The organism is Pontibacter indicus (assembly GCF_900156345.1).
Taxonomy (GTDB): Bacteria; Bacteroidota; Bacteroidia; order Cytophagales; family Hymenobacteraceae; genus Pontibacter; species Pontibacter indicus.
This window is the reverse complement of sequence record NZ_FTPP01000005.1, coordinates 1-20,404: the sequence shown is the minus strand read 5'-3', so window position 1 is coordinate 20,404 and position 20,404 is coordinate 1. Positions and strand designations below refer to the sequence as shown.

At 51.6% G+C, this 20,404-nt stretch carries 20 protein-coding genes and 1 tRNA gene; 16 read left to right on the top strand and 5 right to left on the bottom strand.

From position 1 onward, the window contains the following. Window positions 1–11 precede the first annotated feature (11 nt). The 3 genes from B0B12_RS18985 to B0B12_RS18975 all read right to left on the bottom strand — a co-directional run bounded on the left by B0B12_RS18985 (window position 12) and on the right by B0B12_RS18975 (window position 4,103). Entirely contained in the window at window positions 12–1,850 is a 1,839-nt protein-coding gene (locus B0B12_RS18985) for an ABC transporter ATP-binding protein (protein ID WP_076672220.1), read from the bottom strand. Between the two features lie 249 nt (window positions 1,851–2,099). Continuing rightward, entirely contained in the window at window positions 2,100–2,411 is a 312-nt protein-coding gene (locus B0B12_RS18980; RefSeq protein WP_076672218.1) for a hypothetical protein, read from the bottom strand. A gap of 12 nt (window positions 2,412–2,423) precedes the next feature. Then, entirely contained in the window at window positions 2,424–4,103 is a 1,680-nt protein-coding gene (locus B0B12_RS18975; protein WP_076672216.1) for a hypothetical protein, read from the bottom strand. Between the two features lie 217 nt (window positions 4,104–4,320). Between B0B12_RS18975 and upp the strand changes: the two genes are divergently transcribed. The 3 genes from upp to B0B12_RS18960 all read left to right on the top strand — a co-directional run bounded on the left by upp (window position 4,321) and on the right by B0B12_RS18960 (window position 5,949). Continuing rightward, window positions 4,321–4,977, top strand: a complete 657-nt coding sequence (upp, locus tag B0B12_RS18970; protein ID WP_170871918.1) for a uracil phosphoribosyltransferase — start codon at window positions 4,321–4,323, stop codon at window positions 4,975–4,977. A gap of 9 nt (window positions 4,978–4,986) precedes the next feature. Next, entirely contained in the window at window positions 4,987–5,427 is a 441-nt protein-coding gene (locus B0B12_RS18965) for a GNAT family N-acetyltransferase (protein WP_076672214.1), read from the top strand. A gap of 69 nt (window positions 5,428–5,496) precedes the next feature. Then, window positions 5,497–5,949 carry a small multi-drug export protein gene (locus B0B12_RS18960; RefSeq protein WP_244554777.1) on the top strand — a complete coding sequence of 151 codons (453 nt, stop codon included), beginning with the start codon at window positions 5,497–5,499 and terminating at the stop codon, window positions 5,947–5,949. A gap of 37 nt (window positions 5,950–5,986) precedes the next feature. Here the strand turns inward: B0B12_RS18960 and B0B12_RS18955 are convergent, their stop codons facing one another. After that, window positions 5,987–7,327: a DEAD/DEAH box helicase gene (locus B0B12_RS18955; protein ID WP_076672212.1), complete on the bottom strand. Its 1,341-nt coding sequence runs from the start codon at window positions 7,325–7,327 to the stop codon at window positions 5,987–5,989. A gap of 325 nt (window positions 7,328–7,652) precedes the next feature. On the opposite strand from B0B12_RS18955, the gene B0B12_RS18945 reads away from it, so the two are divergent. The 8 genes from B0B12_RS18945 (at window position 7,653) to B0B12_RS18910 (ending at window position 14,257) form a co-directional block, all read left to right on the top strand. Further along, window positions 7,653–8,072 (top strand): hypothetical protein, encoded by a 420-nt coding sequence (locus B0B12_RS18945; protein ID WP_076672208.1) that lies wholly within the window; start codon window positions 7,653–7,655, stop codon window positions 8,070–8,072. 64 nt (window positions 8,073–8,136) lie between these two features. Continuing rightward, a complete protein-coding gene (locus B0B12_RS18940; RefSeq protein ID WP_076672206.1) occupies window positions 8,137–9,369 on the top strand; it encodes a serpin family protein in 1,233 nt (410 codons plus the stop codon). 103 nt (window positions 9,370–9,472) lie between these two features. Continuing rightward, a complete protein-coding gene (locus B0B12_RS18935) occupies window positions 9,473–10,807 on the top strand; it encodes a dihydroorotase (RefSeq protein ID WP_076672204.1) in 1,335 nt (444 codons plus the stop codon). Window positions 10,808–10,810: 3 nt separating this feature from the next. Further along, window positions 10,811–11,179, top strand: coding sequence for a DUF6980 family protein (locus B0B12_RS18930; protein WP_076672202.1), 369 nt, complete (start codon window positions 10,811–10,813; stop codon window positions 11,177–11,179). Between the two features lie 134 nt (window positions 11,180–11,313). Then, window positions 11,314–11,390, top strand: a tRNA-His gene (locus tag B0B12_RS18925). 152 nt (window positions 11,391–11,542) lie between these two features. Then, window positions 11,543–12,466, top strand: a complete 924-nt coding sequence (locus tag B0B12_RS18920) for a PfkB family carbohydrate kinase (protein WP_076672200.1) — start codon at window positions 11,543–11,545, stop codon at window positions 12,464–12,466. A 155-nt stretch (window positions 12,467–12,621) separates the two neighbouring features. Beyond that, window positions 12,622–12,822 (top strand): hypothetical protein, encoded by a 201-nt coding sequence (locus B0B12_RS18915; protein ID WP_076672426.1) that lies wholly within the window; start codon window positions 12,622–12,624, stop codon window positions 12,820–12,822. A gap of 124 nt (window positions 12,823–12,946) precedes the next feature. Continuing rightward, on the top strand, window positions 12,947–14,257 hold the full coding sequence (locus B0B12_RS18910; RefSeq protein WP_244554776.1) for an NAD(P)/FAD-dependent oxidoreductase: 1,311 nt from the start codon (window positions 12,947–12,949) through the stop codon (window positions 14,255–14,257). On the opposite strand, the gene B0B12_RS18905 is transcribed toward B0B12_RS18910, so the two are convergent. Beyond that, on the bottom strand, window positions 14,258–16,039 hold the full coding sequence (locus B0B12_RS18905; RefSeq protein WP_244554775.1) for a M61 family metallopeptidase: 1,782 nt from the start codon (window positions 16,037–16,039) through the stop codon (window positions 14,258–14,260). It abuts the gene before it with no gap. A gap of 161 nt (window positions 16,040–16,200) precedes the next feature. Between B0B12_RS18905 and rpmH the strand changes: the two genes are divergently transcribed. From rpmH to B0B12_RS18880, 5 genes are all read left to right on the top strand, one after another. After that, window positions 16,201–16,359 (top strand): 50S ribosomal protein L34, encoded by a 159-nt coding sequence (gene rpmH, locus B0B12_RS18900; protein WP_007659000.1) that lies wholly within the window; start codon window positions 16,201–16,203, stop codon window positions 16,357–16,359. Window positions 16,360–16,413: 54 nt separating this feature from the next. Then, on the top strand, window positions 16,414–16,806 hold the full coding sequence (gene rnpA, locus B0B12_RS18895; protein ID WP_076672196.1) for a ribonuclease P protein component: 393 nt from the start codon (window positions 16,414–16,416) through the stop codon (window positions 16,804–16,806). 29 nt (window positions 16,807–16,835) lie between these two features. Continuing rightward, window positions 16,836–18,485, top strand: coding sequence for a S41 family peptidase (locus B0B12_RS18890; protein WP_076672195.1), 1,650 nt, complete (start codon window positions 16,836–16,838; stop codon window positions 18,483–18,485). A gap of 106 nt (window positions 18,486–18,591) precedes the next feature. Beyond that, window positions 18,592–19,290 (top strand): tRNA (adenosine(37)-N6)-threonylcarbamoyltransferase complex dimerization subunit type 1 TsaB, encoded by a 699-nt coding sequence (gene tsaB, locus B0B12_RS18885; protein ID WP_076672194.1) that lies wholly within the window; start codon window positions 18,592–18,594, stop codon window positions 19,288–19,290. A 9-nt stretch (window positions 19,291–19,299) separates the two neighbouring features. Then, a complete protein-coding gene (locus B0B12_RS18880; protein WP_076672192.1) occupies window positions 19,300–19,812 on the top strand; it encodes a DUF2480 family protein in 513 nt (170 codons plus the stop codon). Window positions 19,813–20,404: the final 592 nt, after the last annotated feature.

Genomic DNA, 20,404 nt, shown 5'->3' with positions numbered 1-20,404 from the left:
GCCAAATGCTATTACGACACCAGTTGCATTTGTGTAAGTTTTGCGTACAATCCACCGTGCTGCAACAGGTTTTCGTGTGAGCCTCGCTCTACAATGCTGCCCTGTTGTAAAACTACAATCTCGTCGGCATGCTGAATGGTGCTCAACCGGTGCGCAATCACGACCGATGTTCTATTTTTCATCAGGTTGGTAAGCGCTTCCTGCACCAGTTTCTCTGATTCCGTGTCCAATGCCGAGGTCGCTTCGTCCAGAATCAGGATGGGTGGATTTTGCAGAATGGCCCGGGCAATGCTCAGACGTTGACGCTGTCCGCCAGACAGACGGCTGCCCCGGTCCCCGATCATGGTCTGATAGCCTTCCGGCATCCGGGCAATAAACTCGTGCGCGTTCGCAATTCTGGCTGCGGCCATCACTTCCTCCTCGGTCGCGTCGGTTTTGTTGAAGGCGATGTTGTTGAAGATGGTGTCGTTGAAGAGGATGGACTCCTGTGTTACCACGCCTATTTTATCGCGCACCGACACCGCGGTATAGTCGCGGATATCGTGGCCATCGATGAGGATAGCGCCTGCCGTAGGGTCGTAGAAGCGCGGAATCAGGTCAGCCAGCGTGGACTTGCCACCGCCTGATGGGCCTACAAGTGCCACCGTTTTCCCTTTCTGGATGCGGAGGTTGATGTCCTGCAGCACCGGGCGCTCCCCATAGCCGAAGCTCACATCCTGGAGCTTGATCTCATGGTGGAACTCCGGCAGCACCTTCGCATTCGGCTTATCCGTTACCTGCGGCTCGGTGTCAATCACTTTCAGAATGCGGTCGCCGGATACCAGTCCGCGCTGTATGTTGCTGAAAGCCGCCGACATGGCCTTGGCCGGTACCAGCACTTGCGAGAAGAGCACGATGTAAGTGATGAATTCTTCGGCCTTCAGGTCGGATTGCTGATTCAGCACCAGGTTACCGCCAAACCAAAGCAGACCCGCCACCACCGTAACGCCCATAAACTCCGAGAACGGCGAGGCCAGGTCGCGCTTGTTGGCAATGGAACGCTGCAACTGGGCATAGCGGTCGTTTTGCTCGTTGAACTTGCCCATGATGTGAGGCTCCGCATTGAAGGCCTTGATCACCCGGATGCCGCTCAATGTCTCGTCGATAATCGTCAGGATAAAGCTAAGAGATTCCTGCCCCTGCTGCGCTGCTCGCTTCAGGCGTTTAGCAATACCTGCAATGAGTACGCCGGAGAGCGGCAGCAAGATTAGCGTGAATAATGTCAGCTTAACCGACATAGTAAACAGCACCACAAAGAAAGCGATGATCGAGATGGGCTCCCGGATCACGACCGTCATGGTGTTGACCACAGAGTTCTCCACTTCCTGAATGTCCACCGTCATGCGGGTCATCAGGTCGCCTTTGCGCTCGTTGCTGAAATAGCCCAGGTGCAGCTGCGTCACACGCTCGTAGGTGGCATGGCGAATTTTCTTCACAACATGCGCCCGCAAGGCTCCCACAACCCGAAGCGCCAGGTACTTGAAAAGGTTGGATAGGAAAACAGAGCAAACGATGATCACACAGACAAAGAGCAAAGCGCCTTGGCGGCCTTTCTCCAGGATCACCTGTCCGAAATGGTAATTAAAGTAGTCTGTGAAATACTCTAGTGATAGCGTGAAATCAGGCTTGGTTGTCACCATAGCGGCCGCGTCGTCAGTACCTACCGTTCCGAAAAGCACGCTAAGCAGCGGAATAAGGAGCGTAAAATTGAGCAGGCCGAAAATAATGCCTAGTATAGTGTAAATAGTATAAAGCGGTACAAAGCGACTGTAAGGCTTCGCAAACTGCAGTATCCGGAGATAAGTCTTCATGTTGTGTAGGCCAACCCTACCTCTTGCAAGTATAGGCGGCTGTCCCGATTGCTTCCCGTAACAGACGGGTCGCTTGCCGGAAGTTTTTAAGTATTAATGAATTACAATATTATAGGCCGTGCTATACCTCTTGCACGTTTGGCCGCTGCAAAGATAACTAAAATGGAACAGGTATGTATAGCGAGCTTTTAAAACGAGAGCGGGAAGCCTTGTTATAAAGGGCTTCCCGCTTTTTCAGTGAAAGGGCAACTACTCTACATCCATTGGAACCACTCTGTTGCCGCCAGCCATTTCGTGCTGATACAGCCTATACTCCGTGATCAGATAAAAAGAGAGTACATGAATTGCCAGGCCACATAACACTCCTAACAACGGAGAAAAATTTCGTTTTTGCTTGTGAAAGACCAGCTTTAAAATTATTCCTGATAAGTGAATCAGAAAGCAAACGGAAACGAAGAATATTGCCAGGATGTCGCCGCCAGACACGTTCCAGGACAACAGGATGATAACCCAGAAATAGAACAGGCTAATTCCCAGGTGAGCGAGCACGGTCCTTTTCATGTCGATGACCTGTTAAAACTCATGCAGTCGCTGGGCAATGTTCCAGCGCAGGGCCACGGAGGTATACACGCTGTTTTTGCTCAGGTTGCTCGCATCAGCTTCCGTGCGGCGGATGATGCCCTTCAAATCCACGAAAAGGTTATGTTTGAACTGGTAGGTAGCCGTCAGGTCGAGGTGCAGTTGGTTGGTGCGTATACCTTGTGCAATCTCGTGGCCGTAAGACCGAGGTCTTAAATTATAATCCAGATTCACGTTGTTGCCCCAGTTGATGGTGTCGCCCTCTGGCGTGATCTCATCCTGTCCGAAGCGGGTGGCAATGGCCTTGCCCACCAGATGCAGGCGTGGCAATGGCTGGTAGCGGGCTATACCTACAAACTCGTACAGGTTGGCGCCCATCGGGTGAGCCAGTGGCTGGCGGTTGTGCTGGTAGTTGGAACTGCCGTCGCGGTGCTGGTAGGTATACGGACGGATGATATTCACCTCACCTTGCAGGTCGAGGTTAGAAAGGCCGAAAGCATCGATATACTTAGCCCCGACCTGACCGGCGTGTTTGTTACCCCACCAGCCTTCACCTGATTTCACCTCATTAATTACAAACTCGTCGAGCACCAGCTGGCCGTAAAGCTGCGCTGTGTTGAACAGGTTCCAGCGGAAGTCAAGACCTAACAGGGCATTGTCCTCGCTGCCGAGGTTGTGTTCCACGCTGCGGTAAAAGATGATGGGGTTGAGGTACTGCAGTTCGAATTTCCCTTTTTCACGCCCGAAAATCACTTGCTCAAACAAACCCAGGTTGAAATTGTCTGTAATGTTTACGCCCAGACGGTGAAACGCCATGTATTTTTTAGGCAGGATTTTGTCCCCGCCTCCACGCCGGCGGTAGTCAGCGGTGAGCTCCTGAAACAGGTTCATGTAGTGCAGTTTCCAGACGCGGGTGTTCAGCTTCAGGAAGAAAGCCGGCGGGGCATAGTCGGAATAAACGAGCGAGCGGTAGCCGTCGCCGATGAAGTGACGGTCGTGGCCCAGCTGTATCTCCACATGCTTGGAGAGCGAATAGTTCATGTAACCGCGTGCCGTCAGGAAATCGTAGCCATCGCCTTTGAAATCCTTCCAAAGTCCCTCGTGCGGCACCACACCATCGCGTTTGATGCGGTCCACCACATAGTCTGCAAACTTCGCCTGGTTCTCGCCGATGAAGGTATAAAAGCCGAAGCGGTTGTCGATGCTACCCTCCAGCTGCACGCCGCGCGTGTTGACGTAGCGCATGCCGTCGCTCTGATTATCGTGGCCCAACTCCAGGTGCAGCACCGGGTTTACGCGCAAAGTAAAGTCCTCTGATTCGTAGTGTAACAGGTCAGTCTTGTTGCGATAAAACGTGTTGAAGATCGGGCGCTCGCTGCTATTGTCGTTGGCCTGCGTGGTGTAGTTCCAGTTGTCGTTGAGCAGGTACTGGATATTGAACATGTCGGCATTGGAGCGTGGCTCGCCCGTGGCTGCCTCGGCTAGCTCGGCTACTTCTCTACGTCCGATCGGGCGCACGTTGGTGTGCAGTTGTGGCACCTTCGTGCCCAGCTTGATCTGGTAACGGTCAATCAGGTGGTAGGTGTCGCGGTCGTAGGGCACGTACACGTCCTGCGCCTGCGCAGCAGGTATAGCCAAAAGGCCAAGTGCCAAAGCGGCAAGTATATTTCTCATAGGAGGAAAGTTCTAATCAGGGGAAAGCGGGTTGTCAGGTATTTATAATTCACAATATTAACAAAAACACATCAAATTGCATGATGGAGCCTGGCGAAAGCAGGTATAGCCCGGTCTTATACAGGTATAGGGCCTGCCCGGTTTAACGTTTTTGACAGCCGAAGATTGCCGTCCGCCTGAAAGACCGTATCTTTAGCCTGCAAAATCAGCCATATCCATGCAAAACGATAAACTGCATATTCTCACTGCCACACCATCGCTTGCCAACCATTTTGTAGCCGAGTTGCGCGACGTGTCGGTGCAGCACGACAGCCTGCGCTTCCGCCGCAACCTCGAGCGTCTGGGGGAACTGCTGGCCTACGAAATTTCCAAGACGATGCCCTACGAGACACGCGAGATCGTGACGCCGCTGGCTACTACAAAAACGCAGCTGCTCACGGCCCAACCTGTGCTGGCCACCATCCTCCGGGCCGGACTGCCGCTCTACAATGGCATGCTTAACTACTTCGACAAGGCCTACAGCACCTTTGTGGGCGCCTACCGGGTAGAGGAGCAGAACACCGAGCTGCAGATAAACATGGAGTACCTTGCCTCAACGGACCTGCACGACAAAATCCTGATCCTGGCCGACCCGATGCTGGCGACCGGCCGCTCGCTGGTGAAATCCTACAAAGGAATGCTGCGCCACGGCAAGCCAGTGCAGGTGCATTTTGCCGCTGCCATTGCCTCGCCGGAAGGTATAGCCTATGTGCAGCAGGAGGTGCCGGAAGCACACATCTGGCTGGGAGCGATGGATGAAAGCCTGAACGAAAACTTCTACATCGTGCCCGGTCTGGGCGATGCAGGCGACCTGGCCTTTGGGCCAAAGGTATAGCTGGGCGGGATGATCCGACCCTATACCCCAGCTGACCAGGAGGCGCTGCTGCAGATTCTGCGGCTTAACACACCCGACTACTTTGCGCCCGAGGAGGAGGCGGACTTTGTGCTATACCTGCAGGAGCGTCGGGAAGACTATTTTGTAGTGGAGGAAGCCGGTCAGGTTGTTGCCTCGGGCGGGCTCAACTACTTCGATGGCTATACCTGGGCACGCATTTCCTGGGACCTGGTGCACCCCGCTTTTCAAGGCAAAGGCATAGGGCGGTCGCTCACAGTTTTTCGCTTAAACGAGGTAAGGAAAAAGTCTTCGGTGCGTTTTATACAGGTGCGGACGAGCCAGCTGGTATATTCTTTTTACCAGAAGCTGGGCTTCGAGCTGGAGAAGGTGGAAAAAGACTTTTGGGCACCGGGTATTGATCTGTGGCAACTGCATATGGAGTTGCGCTAAAAGCTGTCGTGTACAGAGCTCATTAGACAATTTAGATATAACCAAAGCGTATACTTTTAAAGCAGTAGGGTGGTAGAGGAGTTTCTCAAGTACATGTCGGTATACCTGATCAGCATGGTCAAGTTCATAGGCGGGCCTTTGGCAGGTATGTCTCTGAAGATGCCCTATCTCGTTACCGTATTGCTGACCGTAGCCGGCATGATGACGAGCGTACTGGTCTTTTCTGTAATCGGGAGAGAGGCTGCCCGGTGGTATGCCCGGCGGCGCCGAAACTACAAGCGGCCTGTGTTCAGTCGCAGGAGTCGCCGCGTCATACAGATCTGGAATAGATTCGGTATGGTGGGGGTGGCTTTTTTTACACCGCTTTTCCTGACGCCCGTGTTCGGCACCATGGTGGCTGCCGTTTTCGGCGTGCCGCGCCGGAAAATCCTACTGCACATGCTCTGGAGCAGCATTCTGTGGGGCTTCGTGCTGACCTTTATGGTCTACCGCTTCCGGGAAGTGGCTCTGGAGTATCTCTAAAATAAAACACCCCGTCCGGTCGGACAGGGTGCTCGTGTTATCTTTTCTTCTTTTTAGTCTTTTGCCAGAAAGAGGTTCTCGGGTCGCGCCTGCTCTTAACGGGTTTCTGGGGTATGGCTTTCTTCTCGTGAAATGCACCCTTGAAGTCGGGATTTTCGGCGCGCTTCTGGTGGTCGATGTCGCGGGCAATGGCCTGCTGCTCGTCAAACGGGGTCGGGAAAATTTCTATCTGCTCCGGCATCGGCAATTCCGGAATCTGCATCCGGATCAGCTTTTCGATCTTGCGGATGTGGTACATCTCCGATTCGTTGGCAAACGTGATGGCATTGCCTTCGTTCTCGGCGCGCCCTGTGCGGCCAATGCGGTGCACATAGTCCTCGTACACAAAAGGCACGTCGAAGTTGATCACATGACTCACCATGCTCACATCAATGCCTCTGGCCGCCACATCCGTCGCCACTAAGAAACGCACTTCGCCACTTTTAAAGGCCTCCATGGAGTTGATGCGGGTGTTCTGGCCCTTGTTGCCGTGGATGGAGCGAACCTCGCCGTACTCTTTCCGCTCCAGGTACTTGGCCACGCTCTCGGCGTTCTTCTTGCTGCGCGTGAAAATGATCACCCGGTTGAAGGCCTCCTTGTCGCGAATAAGATGCTCGAGCATCGCGATCTTGGTGCGCAGGTTCGGCACCTGGTACAGCACCTGGGTTACCGTCTCGACAGGCGTGGCCTGCGGTGTGATCTCGATGCGGGTCGGGAATTCCAGGAACTCCTCCGACAACTCCACCACCTTTGGGTGCATGGTGGCCGAGAAAAGCAGGTTCTGGCGCTTGCGCGGCAATACCTCCAGCAGCTGACGGATCTGTGGCATAAAGCCCATGTCCATCATCTTGTCGGCTTCGTCGAGCACCATCGTCTTCACCTCTTTCAAAATCAGTTCGCCTTTCAGGTATAGCTCCATCAGGCGCTTGGGCGTGGCCACCAGTATGTCGATGCCGTTGTTGATGATTTCGATCTGCGTTTTTGGTCCCAGCCCACCGTAGATGGCCGTATGGCGCAGGTCGGTATACTTGGCGAGCAAGGTAATGTGCTCTTCGATCTGCATGGCCAGTTCGCGGGTAGGAGCCAGGATGATGGCACGCGGGTTGGTGCCCTGCGCGTACTTCACCTTCATCAGGATCGGTAGCAGGAAGGCCGCCGTCTTGCCTGTGCCGGTCTGGGCAATGCCCATCACGTCGTGGCCGCCCATGATGATAGGGATAGCCTTGAGCTGGATCGGGGTAGGCTTCTCGTAGCCGGCCTCTTCAATGGCGTTGAGCAGCTGCCGGTTCAGCTTAAAATCCTCGAACGTGCTTATCTCTTTCTCCGCTTCTTCTGCCATGGTGGTGTTTGTGCTTGGTTTTAAAGTACAAAGGTACGGGAAATTTGTGGGAGGGGGATATAGCGTGTATAGACGAGTGGGTAATTATGCGTATATTGTATTTGAAAATGCTAATTCTAATGGAGAAAGTGGTTAATAAAATTGGACTGCGGGACCAGCAATCGGACCTTGCCTATTGGCAGACAAAGTCGATGAAAGAACGATTAGCTGCCGTTGAGATTCTACGAAATCAATATATCCAATTCATAAAGCAAGATGCTGAGCCAAGACTTCAGTCAGAGAGTTTGTAGAGTTGTTAATAATAAGTGAAGTTAAGTGATATACTATGAAGCTGATTTTACTATCTCTATTCAGTGTGTTTTTTATCAGTTTCAGCTCCTTTCAGGGAGTTTTTCCCGAGCGGGTTTCATTGATTAAGTTGTTGGCAAATCCTGATAAATACCATGGTAAAAGGGTCTTGGTGGCTGGTTTTCTGCATCTGGAACACGAGGATAACAGCTTATATTTCTCTAAAGAGCATGCTAATTATCTAAGCACCGAAAATGCTGTTTGGGTAAAATTGGGTAAAAATATGCGTGTAGAAGACGCAGAGGGTTCCCCGACTACCACAGATGCCTTGAACCGGAAATATGTGATGATAATTGGAAAATTCAACAAGGATGGAGCTGGTCATATGGGCATATTTTCTGGTGAGATAGAAGGTATAGAGCGGATTTTTGAGTTGAAGAAGTTTTATCATGATTGATCCCATGCAACCTTCCCACCTCCATCAGGGTCTTTCAGGTATAGACCATAATCCGATTTTCCCCATGCGTAGAAATATGTTCCTGTCAGGTATAGCCCTTGTGGCATTGAGTTTGTTTTCCGCTTGCCAGAAAGAGATGGTAGATGAAGGACCTAATACACCAAATACCCGCCCGCTGACGGCGCAGGAGCAGAAAACTGTCACTAGCTCCAACGACTTTGCTTTTCGCTCTTTTGCGGAGCTCAGCAAAGCCGAGGAAGCCGAGAATGTTTTCATCTCGCCACTCAGCATCAGTATGGCGCTGGCGATGGCCTACAACGGTGCCGACGGCGAAACGAAGCAGGCTATCGGGCAGATGCTGGGTTTTGAGGCAGCTTCTGACGAGGATATCAACAAATCCTACAAAGACCTGATTGCCTTGCTGCAAGGTATAGACAAGAAAGTGATCTTCACCTCGGCCAATTCCCTCTGGCACAGCAACCTTGTGCGGCTGCAGGCACCGTTTATCCAGACGAACAAAGAGTATTTCAATGCTACCGTGCAGGGGCTTGACTTCGCTTCGCCTGCATCTGTCGGGCAAATCAATAATTGGGTGAAGAACAGTACCAATGACAAAATCGACAAGATACTGGATGAGATAGGCCGGGACGAAGTGCTGTTTCTGATCAACGCCATTTACTTCAAAGGCACCTGGACCTATCCTTTCGACAAGAACCTGACAAAGCCTGGCCTGTTTTATCTCGAGAACGGCAGCAGCATGACCCACGATTTCATGTCGATGAAAAAAGGCGAATACCTGGTATATGGTGATAACACCGTGAACATGGTGGACCTGCCTTACGGAAACGGGCAGTATAGCATGACGATTGTGATGCCAAGCGGAGAGAACACGGTGCAAAGCATTATGCCGCAACTCAACCCTGACAACCTGGCAAAGTGGCTTGCAGCAGGCAACAAAATATCCAAGGAGCTGCAGATGCCTAAATTTAAACTGGAGTATGAGGAGGAACTGAATGCCATGCTAAGCAAGTTGGGGATGGGTATCGCCTTTTCGGGAGGTGCAAACTTCAGTCGCATGCTGGAGGGGCAGAGTAACCTGGCTATCTCCAAGGTGAAGCACAAAACCTTTGTGGAGGTGAACGAGGAAGGCACAGAGGCCGCTGCCGTCACCTCCGTTGGTGTAGAGCTTACGTCCATGCCCTCGGCTTACCGCATCGACCGTCCGTTTGTGTTCATGATCCGCGAGAAATCCTCGGGCGCCATCCTCTTCATCGGCAAACTCATGCAGCCCGAATAGGGGCAGGTATAGCTTTTGCTTTTTCAGGTATAGCCGTCCGGCGCATTTATGCGTAAAACTCCGCTAATGTGTGTTAACTTTGTTGAGCACATACCTTAGCAGCATGAAATCTATCCTGATAAAGAACGCACAGCTTGTAAACGAAGGAAGCACCACCACCGCAGACGTACTCATAAAAGAGGGGCGCATCGCGCAGATCGGACAAGGTATAGCCGCCGAGGCCGACCAGATTATCGACGCCACCGGCTTACACCTGATCCCGGGTGCCATCGACGACCAGGTGCACTTCCGTGAGCCAGGCCTGACGCACAAGGCCAGAATTGAAACAGAGGCGAGAGCGGCTGTGGCGGGCGGCACCACCTCGTTTATGGAGATGCCCAACACGGTGCCCAACACCGTGACGCAGGAGTTGCTCGAGGATAAGTATAAGATCGCTGCCGGGACTTCGCTGGCCAATTATTCCTTCTACATGGGCGCCACCAACGACAACCTGGCCGAGGTGCTGCTCACCAACCCCAACACCGTTTGCGGCATCAAGATCTTCATGGGCTCTTCCACGGGGAACATGCTCGTAGACAATGAGCAGACGCTGGAACAGATCTTTGCCAAAGCCAGGCTGCCGATTGCCGTGCACTGCGAAGACGAGCAGACGATCCGCGACAACATGGCTATCTATGAAGAGAAGTACGGCGAAGACATACCGGTGAAGTGCCACCCCGAGATTCGTAATGAGGCAGCCTGTTTCAAGTCTTCTTTCCTGGCCGTGAAGCTGGCCGAGAAGCACAACACCCGCCTGCACATTCTGCACATTTCCACCGAAGAAGAACTCAAGCTGTTCCGCAACGACATTCCGCTGGAGCAGAAGCGCATCACCGCTGAGGTCTGCGTGCATCACCTTTGGTTCGACAAGGAAGACTATGACAAGTTTGGCACCCAGATTAAGTGTAACCCAGCTGTGAAGGAGCACCGCCACAAAGAAGGTCTGCTGCAAGGCTTGCTCGAAGACAAACTGGATGTAATTGCCACCGACCACGCGCCGCATACCTGGGAAGAGAAGCAGGGTAAGTATAAGCAGGCGCCAAGTGGTGTGCCGCTGGTGCAGCACTCGGTGCAGATGATGCTCGAATTTGTGAAGCAGGGCAAGCTGACGATCGAGAAGGTGGTGGAGAAAATGGCGCATGCGCCGGCCATCCTCTTCAACGTGCGTGAGCGAGGCTACATCCGCGAAGGCTACTGGGCCGACCTCGTGCTGGTAGACCTGAACAAGCCCTATACCGTTACCAAAGACAATACTTACTACCAGTGCAACTGGTCACCTTTCGAGGGCCATACCTTCAGCAGCACCATGACGCACACCTTCGTTTCCGGTCACCTGGCCTTTGCTAACGGGGAGTTTGACGAAAGCAAAAAAGGCGAACGACTCTTGTTTGACAGATAAGGTATGGAGCTGGAAAAATTCAAGGAGCTACATGCTCGTTTTTTCGGGAAGGAACTGCCGGAGGAGGTGCTTCAATCGGAGGAATACGAGGCTTACGAAGAGGCGATTCATGAAGATGAGGCCTGCTATAACTGGGCTATAACGGACAAGTTCAGCAGCAAAGGCTTCGACTACCAAAGCTACTGCTGCCTGATGATGGCTGACAAGGTATACGAGAGCCTCGATGCCGACGGCGAGATCCGGTACAATGACCCCGAGGTAGTAATCAACAAGTGGGATGAAAACCTCTATGGTATACCGCTGCACAACGGCAGCGCCTCGATGGTGGTGATCAACTACTGCCCCTGGTGCGGCACGAAGATCAGCAACTAGGCGGCTATACCTTGCGAGGGAAAAATTCTAAGTATAATAGGCACAGCGAGATACGAATTTAGTCTAAAAAAATGCTTCTCGCGTATTGTAAATAAGAAAACGACGCGTATATTTGCATTCTCAAACGAGACACGGTGGTTGTAGCTCAGTTGGTTAGAGCACCAGATTGTGATTCTGGGGGTCGTGGGTTCGAGACCCATCTTCCACCCCAAGCCCTTGAAGCAAACCTTCAGGGGCTTTTTTTATTTATATTGCATTGCTAAATGGTTGAATAGTAAAATTGTTGATACTAAGTACATTATTGAAACAACAATTAAACAATTTAACAATCAACAATTAAGTTAACAATCAACAATTAAAAATATGAGCTTAGTAGTAGTAGGTTCAATGGCGTTTGACGCGCTGGAGACTCCCTTCGGGAAGACAGATAAAATTGTAGGTGGTGCGGCGACGTATATTTCGCTGTCGGCTTCTTATTTCGTGAAGCCTGTGAACGTAGTATCGGTTGTGGGCGGCGATTTCGATCAGGACCACATCAGCCTGATGCACCAGCGCAACATCAGCACCGAAGGCGTGCAGGTGAAGGAGAACGAGAAGTCCTTCTTCTGGTCTGGCCGCTACTTCAACGACATGAACAGCCGCGAAACACTCGTAACAGAGCTGAACGTGCTGGGCGATTTCGACCCGATCATCCCGGAGAGCTACCAGAACTGCGAGTACCTGATGCTGGGCAACCTGGCGCCACAGGTGCAGCGCACAGTGCTGGAGCGCCTCAACAACCGCCCGAAACTGATCGTGATGGACACCATGAACTTCTGGATGGACATTGCCATGGACGAGCTGCAGAAGACAATCGCGCTGGTGGACGTGCTGTCGATCAACGACGAGGAAGCGCGCCAGCTAAGCGGCGAGTACTCACTGGTGAAGGCTGCTCGTAAGATCATGGCGATGGGTCCGAAGTTCCTGATTATCAAGAAAGGTGAGCATGGCGCCCTGCTGTTCAACGAAGGCAAGGTGTTCTTCGCGCCGGCTCTTCCGCTAGAGGAAGTATTTGACCCGACCGGAGCGGGTGATACGTTTGCCGGTGGCTTCATCGGCTACATCGCCAAAACAGGCGACATCAGCTTTGACGGTATGAAGCGTGCCATCATCCACGGCTCGGCGCTGGCCTCTTTCTGCGTGGAGAAATTTGGTACTGAAAGACTGAAGAACCTGAGCCAGGAGGAGATTGACAACCGCGTGCAGCAGTTTGTGAATCTGGTGGCTTTTGACACAGTGCTGTCTTAAATCAAGTGTTTTTAAGGTATAGGAAAGGGAGGCTTCGGCTTCCCTTTTTTGTTTTGCGACAGGTATAGCCAGCAGCCTGATTTTTCACCGAATTGTAACAAAGTGCGGGTAATGGGGGTAAAACAAAGTTGTACGATTACCAAAAACTGAAAACAATGAGCTTAAAGAACGAAAATAAAAAGACGCTGGACGAGCTGAAGAAGAATAACCCGGAAGGTAAAGATCCGAACAAGCCAATGGGTAATGTTGATTCTCAGCCGAACCAGAACGCACTGAATGCAAAAGATACCAAAGTGCAGAACCCGAACCGCAACCTGGCAAAGGGCGGCAACAACATGCCGTTAGACAAAAAATAGCGCAAACCGATAAACCTGACCTGGCGGAAGGTATAAGTACCCCTTACGCAGAGTAAGCGCGCCAGGAATACAAAATAAGACTATGGAAAACGAGAGGAAGGCCTGAGGGCTTTCCTCTTTTTTTGTGCCTGAACTTTGTGGAGGTATAGCGGCAGGCCAGATATTGGTTATATTTAGCTCGCTATACCTGAATATCCGCATGCAGCACCACAAGATTTGTATACTGGGCGCCGGGCCGGGCGGTGCCACGGCAGCCCTGCACCTGGCCAACAAGGGCATCCCTTGCGTGCTGATCGACAAGGCAGTTTTCCCGCGCGACAAGGTATGCGGCGATGCTCTCAGCGGCAAAGTGGTGAACGAGCTGAAACGCATCAACCCGGAGCTACCAGGTATGCTGAGCCAAACAGAAGACCAGTTGCCTTCCTGGGGAATCCATTTCATTTCGCCGGCGGGCCACAAGCTGAGCGTGCCGTTCAAGCATAATTACGACCCTGCACAGGACACCCCATCCGGTTATATCTCCAAGCGAGTCGATTTCGATAATTTCCTGATCGAGCAGGTGAGGCAGCGGCCCGAGATCACTTTGCTCGAAGGTATAGACATTGCCAAAGTGGAAAAAACTGGGCAAGGCTATACCTTGACAGACAAAAGCAGCAAGCATCAATTCACCACTAGTTTACTGATCGTTGCCAACGGGGCGCATTCTGCCTTTGCGCGGCAGGAGGCAGGGATCAAGCAGGAGGCGGAGCACTACTGTGCCGGCCTTCGGGCTTATTACAAAAATGTGGCGGGGCTGGACCAGGACAACTTCATCGAGCTACACTTCCTCAAAGATTTCCTTCCGGGCTATTTCTGGATCTTCCCGCTGCCAGGCGGATATGCCAACGTAGGCGTAGGGATGCTGAGCGAAACGGTGAGCCAGAAACGGGTGAACCTGAAGAAGGAAATGCTGCGCATGATCGAGACGCACCCGGAATTCAGGCAGCGCTTTGCCGGGGCGGAACTGATGGGCGACATCAAAGGCTATGGCCTGCCGCTTGGCTCCAAAAAGCGCGTCATCTCCGGCGATAACTACATGCTGGTAGGCGACGCAGCCTCGCTCATCGACCCCTTCACCGGCGAAGGCATCAGCAACGCCATGATCAGTGGCCGCTGGGCTGCTACTCAAGCTGAACTGTGTTTGCAACAGCAGAACTTCTCCGCCAGTTTTATGCAAGACTATGACAAAGCAGTGTACAACCGCCTTTGGAAAGAACTGAAGCTGAGTCGCCACATGCAGCGCCTGCTGAATTATCCCTGGCTCTTCAACCAGGTTGCCAGCAAGGCCTCCAAAAACAAAGCCCTCGCCGAGACCATCTCCTGCATGTTCACCGACCTCGACCTGCGCGAGCGACTCAAGCAGCCGTCTTTTTACCTCAAGCTCCTGTTCAATTGATCAAAACTCCTGTTTCAGCCACAGCCTGAAGTTTTCCTTCTCCGCCTCGGTGGCGTCCTTCCGTTTGGCCACGGTATACCTTGTGTAGTAAGTATGCTGGCTTGGCTCTAGTATTACCTGGCGTAACTGTTTGTTCCGGAAAAGGGTGAGTTCTATACCTTGCGACAAATCCGTATCAGCTAACAAAGGCTGCAGGTTCTGTTCCAGCTTGCGGCCATTCAGGGCAACCAACTCGTCGTCGATGCTCAATGCTGAGTTGGCAGAAGAGTCCGGGGCGATGGCGGTTACTTTGGTGATATTGTTGTCGGAGACAGTCTTGAAACCGAAAAGCTTTTCGCTTAGCAGCGCGGTCTCTTCTGCCTGCAGCGTGCAGCCTACATAGCGCAGCGCCTGGTCCAGAGCTTCTTCTATCGGTGCTGTGCCGTTGATGTACTGCTTAAAGTAAGCTCCAAACTTTTCTCCTCCCAATCGCAGCACCAGCAACTCGTAATCCTGCTCGGTAAAGCCGATGCCACGCTTGCCAAAGTCCTCCCAAAGGTGGCGCATCACGGTGTCGAGGCTGGTTTGGTTGTCGGTGGCCTGACGAAGTTGCAGGTCCAGCAGCAGGGCGGTAAGGGCGCCTTTGACGTAAATAGATACCTTGCGATCCGGTATGCCGGGTTTGTAGCCGTCGAGCCAGAGGTCGAATGAGGAGTCGGCAACGGACATGTGGTAGCGGCTGTGGTCGGCAAAGTAGCGTTGCAGCGTGGTGTTGAGCTCCTCAAAATACTGTGCTGCCGTAAACACACCCGACCGGGCCAGCATGTAGTCGCCGTAGTAGGTGGTCACGCCTTCCGCCACATAGCCGGTCCGGAAGTAGTTCTCCCCTTTAAAATCGTAAGGCAGCATTTCCTTCGGGCGTATCTGCTTCACGTTCCAGGTATGGAAAAGCTCATGCGAACTCACGCCCAGAAACTCCTTGTACAGCGCCGGCGTCATCAGCAGCTCCCCCGGACCCAGCGTGATCACGGTGGAGTTGGTGTGCTCGACGCCATGGTAGGTGCGGTAGGGTAGGATCTCGTTCAGGTAATGGTAGTCAGCCACCGGGAAGTCGCCAAACACCTCCAGCTGCTCTTTGGTGAAGGCTTCAAAATCTTTCCTGATCCGCTCCCAGTCCGGACGGCAGTCTCCCTGTATCCAGATGTGGAAAGGTATACCTGCGACGCTATAGGTTTCCTTTTTGAGAGAGGCGCTGGCAATCAAAGGGGAATCTACCAGTTGGTCGTAGTTCCCGGCCAGCAAGGTATAGCGTTCTGTTTCCGGCAAGCCGCAGGCAATTTGCCAGTCGGCTGGTATAGCCAGCTGTAGCTGCTGGGGGTTGTGCTCGTGGCCCTCCACAGCCATCAGGCAGTTGATACCGTTCAGGTATAGCTGCTCCTCGTCCAGCCACGAGCCGCCGCCATCCATTTGCCGTGCATAAAAGCTATACCTGATCTCCACTTTTTCAGCGCCGTCCGTTTCTACCAGCCAGCGGTCTTTGGTCACTTTGCATACAGGTATAGCCGCTCCGTTTGCCGAGGCCGTAACACCGCGCAACTTCTGGGCAAAGTGCTGCAGTTCGTAGCGGCCCGGTCTCCAGGCGGGCAGCTGCAGGTATAGCGTTTGTCGGCTGTTCCCTTCTATCGTAAGAGTGATGTCCAGGAAATGCGTGAGTGGATTGCTGAAGGAGATATGGTGCTTGATCATGAGTTGCTGTGCACTGTTTTTAAGGTATAGCTTAGGCAATGGCCATGCATTTAGCACGGCTTGAGGTATTGCTTTAAGCAGTAAATATCAGGATTTAACGGCTCCTATGCCTATTTCGGCGGCTTTTGCCATATTTTTTCAAATATTCCGGAGGATGGATTGCGAATTTAGAAAAGCTTCCCTAATTTTGCAGGCCATAATAAAACCATTGGCAGACGATGAAAAGAACATTCCAGCCTTCGCAGAGAAAAAGAAGAAATAAGCACGGTTTCAGATCTAGAATGGAAACCGCTAACGGTAGAAGAGTGCTTGCTAGCAGAAGAGCTAAAGGCAGAAAGAAACTGACTGTTTCTGACGAAAGAAGACACAAAGCTTAATTGGTGCGTTGCGCTTAGCTCGTAGCGGAGCCATTCAATTGACTGGATCCAGCGATGAACGAACAAGCAGAACAACCGATTTCCCATACATTTTCGAAAGAAGAACGCTTGTGCAGTAAGCGGCTTATCTCGCTGCTGTTTAGCAAGGGTTCTTCTTTTAATTTGTATCCGCTCAGGTTCGTATACCATACGCCTGACGAGTCTACTGACGCCAGCACGCAGTTGGTTATTTCTGTGTCGAAGCGCCACTTCAAGCGCGCCGTCGACCGCAACCGCCTGAAGCGCCAGATACGTGAGGCTTACCGTCTTAACAAGCATTTTCTTACCCAACATCAAGGGAAGGCTCCCCGCCTACTGGCCATCATTTATATCGGCAAGGAAAAAAAATCCTTTGATACAATCCAAAAAAAACTAATTTCCGGTTTGGAACGTTGTTTGACTAGATAGTCTTACCCCGCCCCTAAACCTGAAATTCTATGTATAAAAAGTTAATAGCTGGCATCCTCGCCGGCAGCTTAGCGCTCACCCTCTTCTCTTTTAAGACAGAGTCGGAGCGTTATTTCGAAATTGCCAAGAACCTCGACGTTTTTGCCACGCTTTTCAAAGAAGTAAACACCTATTATGTAGACGAGGTGCCGCCCTCCAAACTGGTGCGCACAGGTATAGACGCGATGCTCAAGTCGCTCGACCCCTATACCAACTACATCCCCGAAGACGATATTGAAGATTTCCGCACCATGACGACCGGCCAGTACGGTGGTATTGGCGCGCTCATCGGTAGCCGCGACAACAAAATTGTGGTGCAAATGCCCTATGAAAACTCTCCGGCTCACAAGGCAGGTCTGGTGATTGGCGACGAGATCATTAAAATTGATGGGGTAAACGTTTCCAGCAAGACGACTTCCGAAGTAAGCAAACTGCTCAAGGGGCAGGCCAACTCTACCGTAAAGCTCGAAGTGAAGAGCTACGGCCAGTCGAAGCCAAGAACAGTGGAGCTCACCCGCGCCAACATCATGGTCGACAATGTGCCTTACTATGGCATGATCGACAACGAAATCGGCTACTTCCAGCTGTCAGGCTTTACGGTGGATGCCTCTAAGGAAGTGCGAACTGCCGTACAGAAACTGAAAGAGCAGGGGGCTAAAAAGATTATCTTCGACTTGCGAGACAATCCGGGTGGCTTGTTGCACGAGGCGGTGAACATTTCCAATTTGTTCGTGGACAAGGGAAGAGACATTGTGAGCACCAAGGGCAAGGTGAAGGAGTGGAACAAAACCTACAAAGCGCTGGACGAGCCGCTCGACAAGCAGATTCCGATGGTGATCCTGACCAGCTCGCGCAGTGCTTCTGCCTCCGAAATTGTGGCTGGTGTGATGCAGGACTACGACAGAGCTGTGCTGGTAGGGGAGCGTACTTTCGGTAAAGGCCTGGTGCAGGCGACCCGTCCGCTTTCATATAATTCACAACTGAAAGTAACAACGGCTAAATACTACATCCCGAGTGGCCGCAGCATCCAGGCCATCGACTACAAGCACCGCAACGAAGATGGCAGCGCCGGTAAAATTCCGGATTCGCTTAAAGTGGCCCACAAAACAGCCGGTGGTCGCATTGTGTACGACGGTGGTGGCGTGAGCCCGGATGTAGAAGTGACCCGCAAGGCTTATTCCGAAATTGCCAGAACGATCGCAGCGAAAGGCTACTTCTTTGAGTACGCCAACAAGTATAAAGCCGAAAACCCGACCATCCCTTCGGCCAAAGAGTTTAAGCTGACGGACGCCGACTACCAGAAGTTTGTCGCTTTCCTGGATAACAAGGACGTGAACTATACCACCAAGGTAGAGCGCGAACTGGAAGAACTGACCGAGCAAGCCAAGGACGGCAAGCACCTCGACGACATCAAACTGGAGTTGGATGCCATCAAGAAAAAGGTATCGCATAATAAATCCAACGACCTGATGCGTTTCCGCACCGAGATACAGGAAATGCTGGAGGCAGAAATCGCTTCCCGCTATTACCTACAGAAAGGCTACATTGAATCTTCTTTCGACGACGATCCGGATATCCTGACGGCCAAGCGCGTACTCAGCGACCAGCAGCAGTATGCCTCATACCTGAAAGTGAAATAAACGGACAAGGTATAAGCAAAGGGGTGATGCCAGTCAGGTATCACCCTTTTTTGTTTCCTGCTCTTTCAGACGTACTTTTGTCATATCATTCAACACAAGTTCAATTATGCCGCTATTGCTCGCACTCGAAACCTCGTCTACCGTTTGTTCTGTTGCCTTATATAAAGGAGCAGAATTGTTGGCGGCGTCTGAGTTGCAGATCGAGAAGTCACATTCGTCCCACATCACGGTCATGATTGCGCAGCTAGTCGAGAACTGCGGCTGTACCTTGCATGACCTGAGCGCCGTGGCTGTTTCAGGGGGGCCGGGCTCTTATACCGGTTTGCGCATCGGGAGCTCCACCGCCAAAGGGCTTTGCTATTCGCTTGATATTCCGCTATTGGAAGTGTCAACTTTATATGGATTGGCGAAGCAGGCGATAGACGCTATACCGAATGCCCAGGACTACCTGTTCTGCCCGATGCTGGATGCCCGCCGCATGGAAGTCTATACCTGTCTGGTAAATTCAAAACTAGAAGAGCGCATGCCTATCATGCCAGTGGTCTTGGATGAGCAAAGTTTTCAGGAAGAGTTAGCACGCCAGCCGATCATTTTCTTTGGCAACGGCGCCGCCAAGTTCAAGAGATTGATGGAAGGCAATGCGAATGCACTGTTCATCGATAGCATTCAGCCATCAGCCAAACCAATCGGTGAGCTAGCCATAGTGAAGTATGAGGAGCAGGCATTTGAAGATGTAGCCTATTATGAACCCTTCTACCTAAAGGATGTTTATATAACGAGCCCTACTAAGAACAATATTAAATAAGCGATAGCCATGTCAGAAATAATAAACAAAGTTGCGCAAAGTGCACTCGTGACCCTGAACCTAGAGGAGTTGCTTCATCCAGGTGAGCGTGTCGTATATGATATAAAGGAAAATCTGTTCCAAGGCCTGATTCTGCGAGAAAAGGATTTCAGAGCCTTTGTAAAAGACCACGACTGGTCGATGTACGCCGGAAAGAACGTTGCCATCATCTGCTCAGTAGATGCTATTGTACCCACCTGGGCCTATATGTTGCTAGCTACAAAATTGCAGGCGCACGCGAACTATTATGTGTTTGGGGATCTGGAAGCACTGGAGCAGGCTTTGATGCAAGAGGCAATTGCCAAAATAGATCCGGAAGAATACCGAGACGGCAAAGTTGTCATCAAAGGATGCGGCAGTATACCTGTGCCGACTTACGCTTATGTGGAAATCATGCGAAAGCTTTTGCCAGTGGTAAGTAGCTTGATGTACGGAGAGCCATGTAGTACCGTCCCTTTATATAAGAGACCCAAAGTAGCATAAGCTGGTAATTACAGAATTTAAGCAGCAGGGCCCTTTCCAGAAGAAAGGGCCCTGCTGCTTTTATAAATGTGTAGTTGTACCAATAGGAATAACATATAACTATAAGTAAAAAGTGAAAGCAAAAAAATAAAAAATCTTGGAACTATACGAAGCCAACAAACTGTTACACTCTAGCGCAAGGGAAACTGTAGCGCATTTCATAGGAGGGGCTCCATGGATTTTAAAAGCAGTCTCCTTATGAAAGTTGAGCATTACAAAGCCTAATTTTTAAAGCAGAGAAAAGCTTTGAAAACAAACAGACTCTTAACAATGCAGGTAATAAAGGCCTGTATTGTTAAGAGCAACTAAAAACTCTAAAGATTTTTGAAAACTATTCGCCGTGCTGTAGAGGCAGTTAGGCGGAACCTGGCTGGATCGCGGGCCACAGGTAACACAGGGTGCTTGCGCATTCGAAAATTTTGTGGACCTTTGCACTCCCAACCCGCTAAAGGGGATGGGGAAAGCGGCCAGCCGGCAGGGCGGCCATCGGGAAAGGGATCGAAAGAGAACACACCGAGAAAGATTGCTGAAAAAAACTTTTGCCCGGGGCTTG

Excerpts from the sequence above, each read along its gene's own strand:
- B0B12_RS18920 (WP_076672200.1), top strand. The coding sequence starts at position 11,543 with ATGAGCTTAGTAGTAGTAGGTTCAATGGCGTTTGACGCGCTGGAGACT.
- B0B12_RS18965 (WP_076672214.1), top strand. The coding sequence starts at position 4,987 with ATGATCCGACCCTATACCCCAGCTGACCAGGAGGCGCTGCTGCAGATT.
- B0B12_RS18985 (WP_076672220.1), bottom strand. The coding sequence starts at position 1,850 with ATGAAGACTTATCTCCGGATACTGCAGTTTGCGAAGCCTTACAGTCGC.
- rnpA (WP_076672196.1), top strand. The coding sequence starts at position 16,414 with ATGAACGAACAAGCAGAACAACCGATTTCCCATACATTTTCGAAAGAA.
- rpmH (WP_007659000.1), top strand. The coding sequence starts at position 16,201 with ATGAAAAGAACATTCCAGCCTTCGCAGAGAAAAAGAAGAAATAAGCAC.
- upp (WP_170871918.1), top strand. The coding sequence starts at position 4,321 with ATGCAAAACGATAAACTGCATATTCTCACTGCCACACCATCGCTTGCC.
- B0B12_RS18880 (WP_076672192.1), top strand. The coding sequence starts at position 19,300 with ATGTCAGAAATAATAAACAAAGTTGCGCAAAGTGCACTCGTGACCCTG.
- B0B12_RS18915 (WP_076672426.1), top strand. The coding sequence starts at position 12,622 with ATGAGCTTAAAGAACGAAAATAAAAAGACGCTGGACGAGCTGAAGAAG.
- B0B12_RS18935 (WP_076672204.1), top strand. The coding sequence starts at position 9,473 with ATGAAATCTATCCTGATAAAGAACGCACAGCTTGTAAACGAAGGAAGC.
- B0B12_RS18955 (WP_076672212.1), bottom strand. The coding sequence starts at position 7,327 with ATGGCAGAAGAAGCGGAGAAAGAGATAAGCACGTTCGAGGATTTTAAG.
- B0B12_RS18890 (WP_076672195.1), top strand. The coding sequence starts at position 16,836 with ATGTATAAAAAGTTAATAGCTGGCATCCTCGCCGGCAGCTTAGCGCTC.
- B0B12_RS18945 (WP_076672208.1), top strand. The coding sequence starts at position 7,653 with ATGAAGCTGATTTTACTATCTCTATTCAGTGTGTTTTTTATCAGTTTC.
- tsaB (WP_076672194.1), top strand. The coding sequence starts at position 18,592 with ATGCCGCTATTGCTCGCACTCGAAACCTCGTCTACCGTTTGTTCTGTT.
- B0B12_RS18940 (WP_076672206.1), top strand. The coding sequence starts at position 8,137 with ATGCGTAGAAATATGTTCCTGTCAGGTATAGCCCTTGTGGCATTGAGT.
- B0B12_RS18980 (WP_076672218.1), bottom strand. The coding sequence starts at position 2,411 with ATGAAAAGGACCGTGCTCGCTCACCTGGGAATTAGCCTGTTCTATTTC.
- B0B12_RS18930 (WP_076672202.1), top strand. The coding sequence starts at position 10,811 with ATGGAGCTGGAAAAATTCAAGGAGCTACATGCTCGTTTTTTCGGGAAG.
- B0B12_RS18975 (WP_076672216.1), bottom strand. The coding sequence starts at position 4,103 with ATGAGAAATATACTTGCCGCTTTGGCACTTGGCCTTTTGGCTATACCT.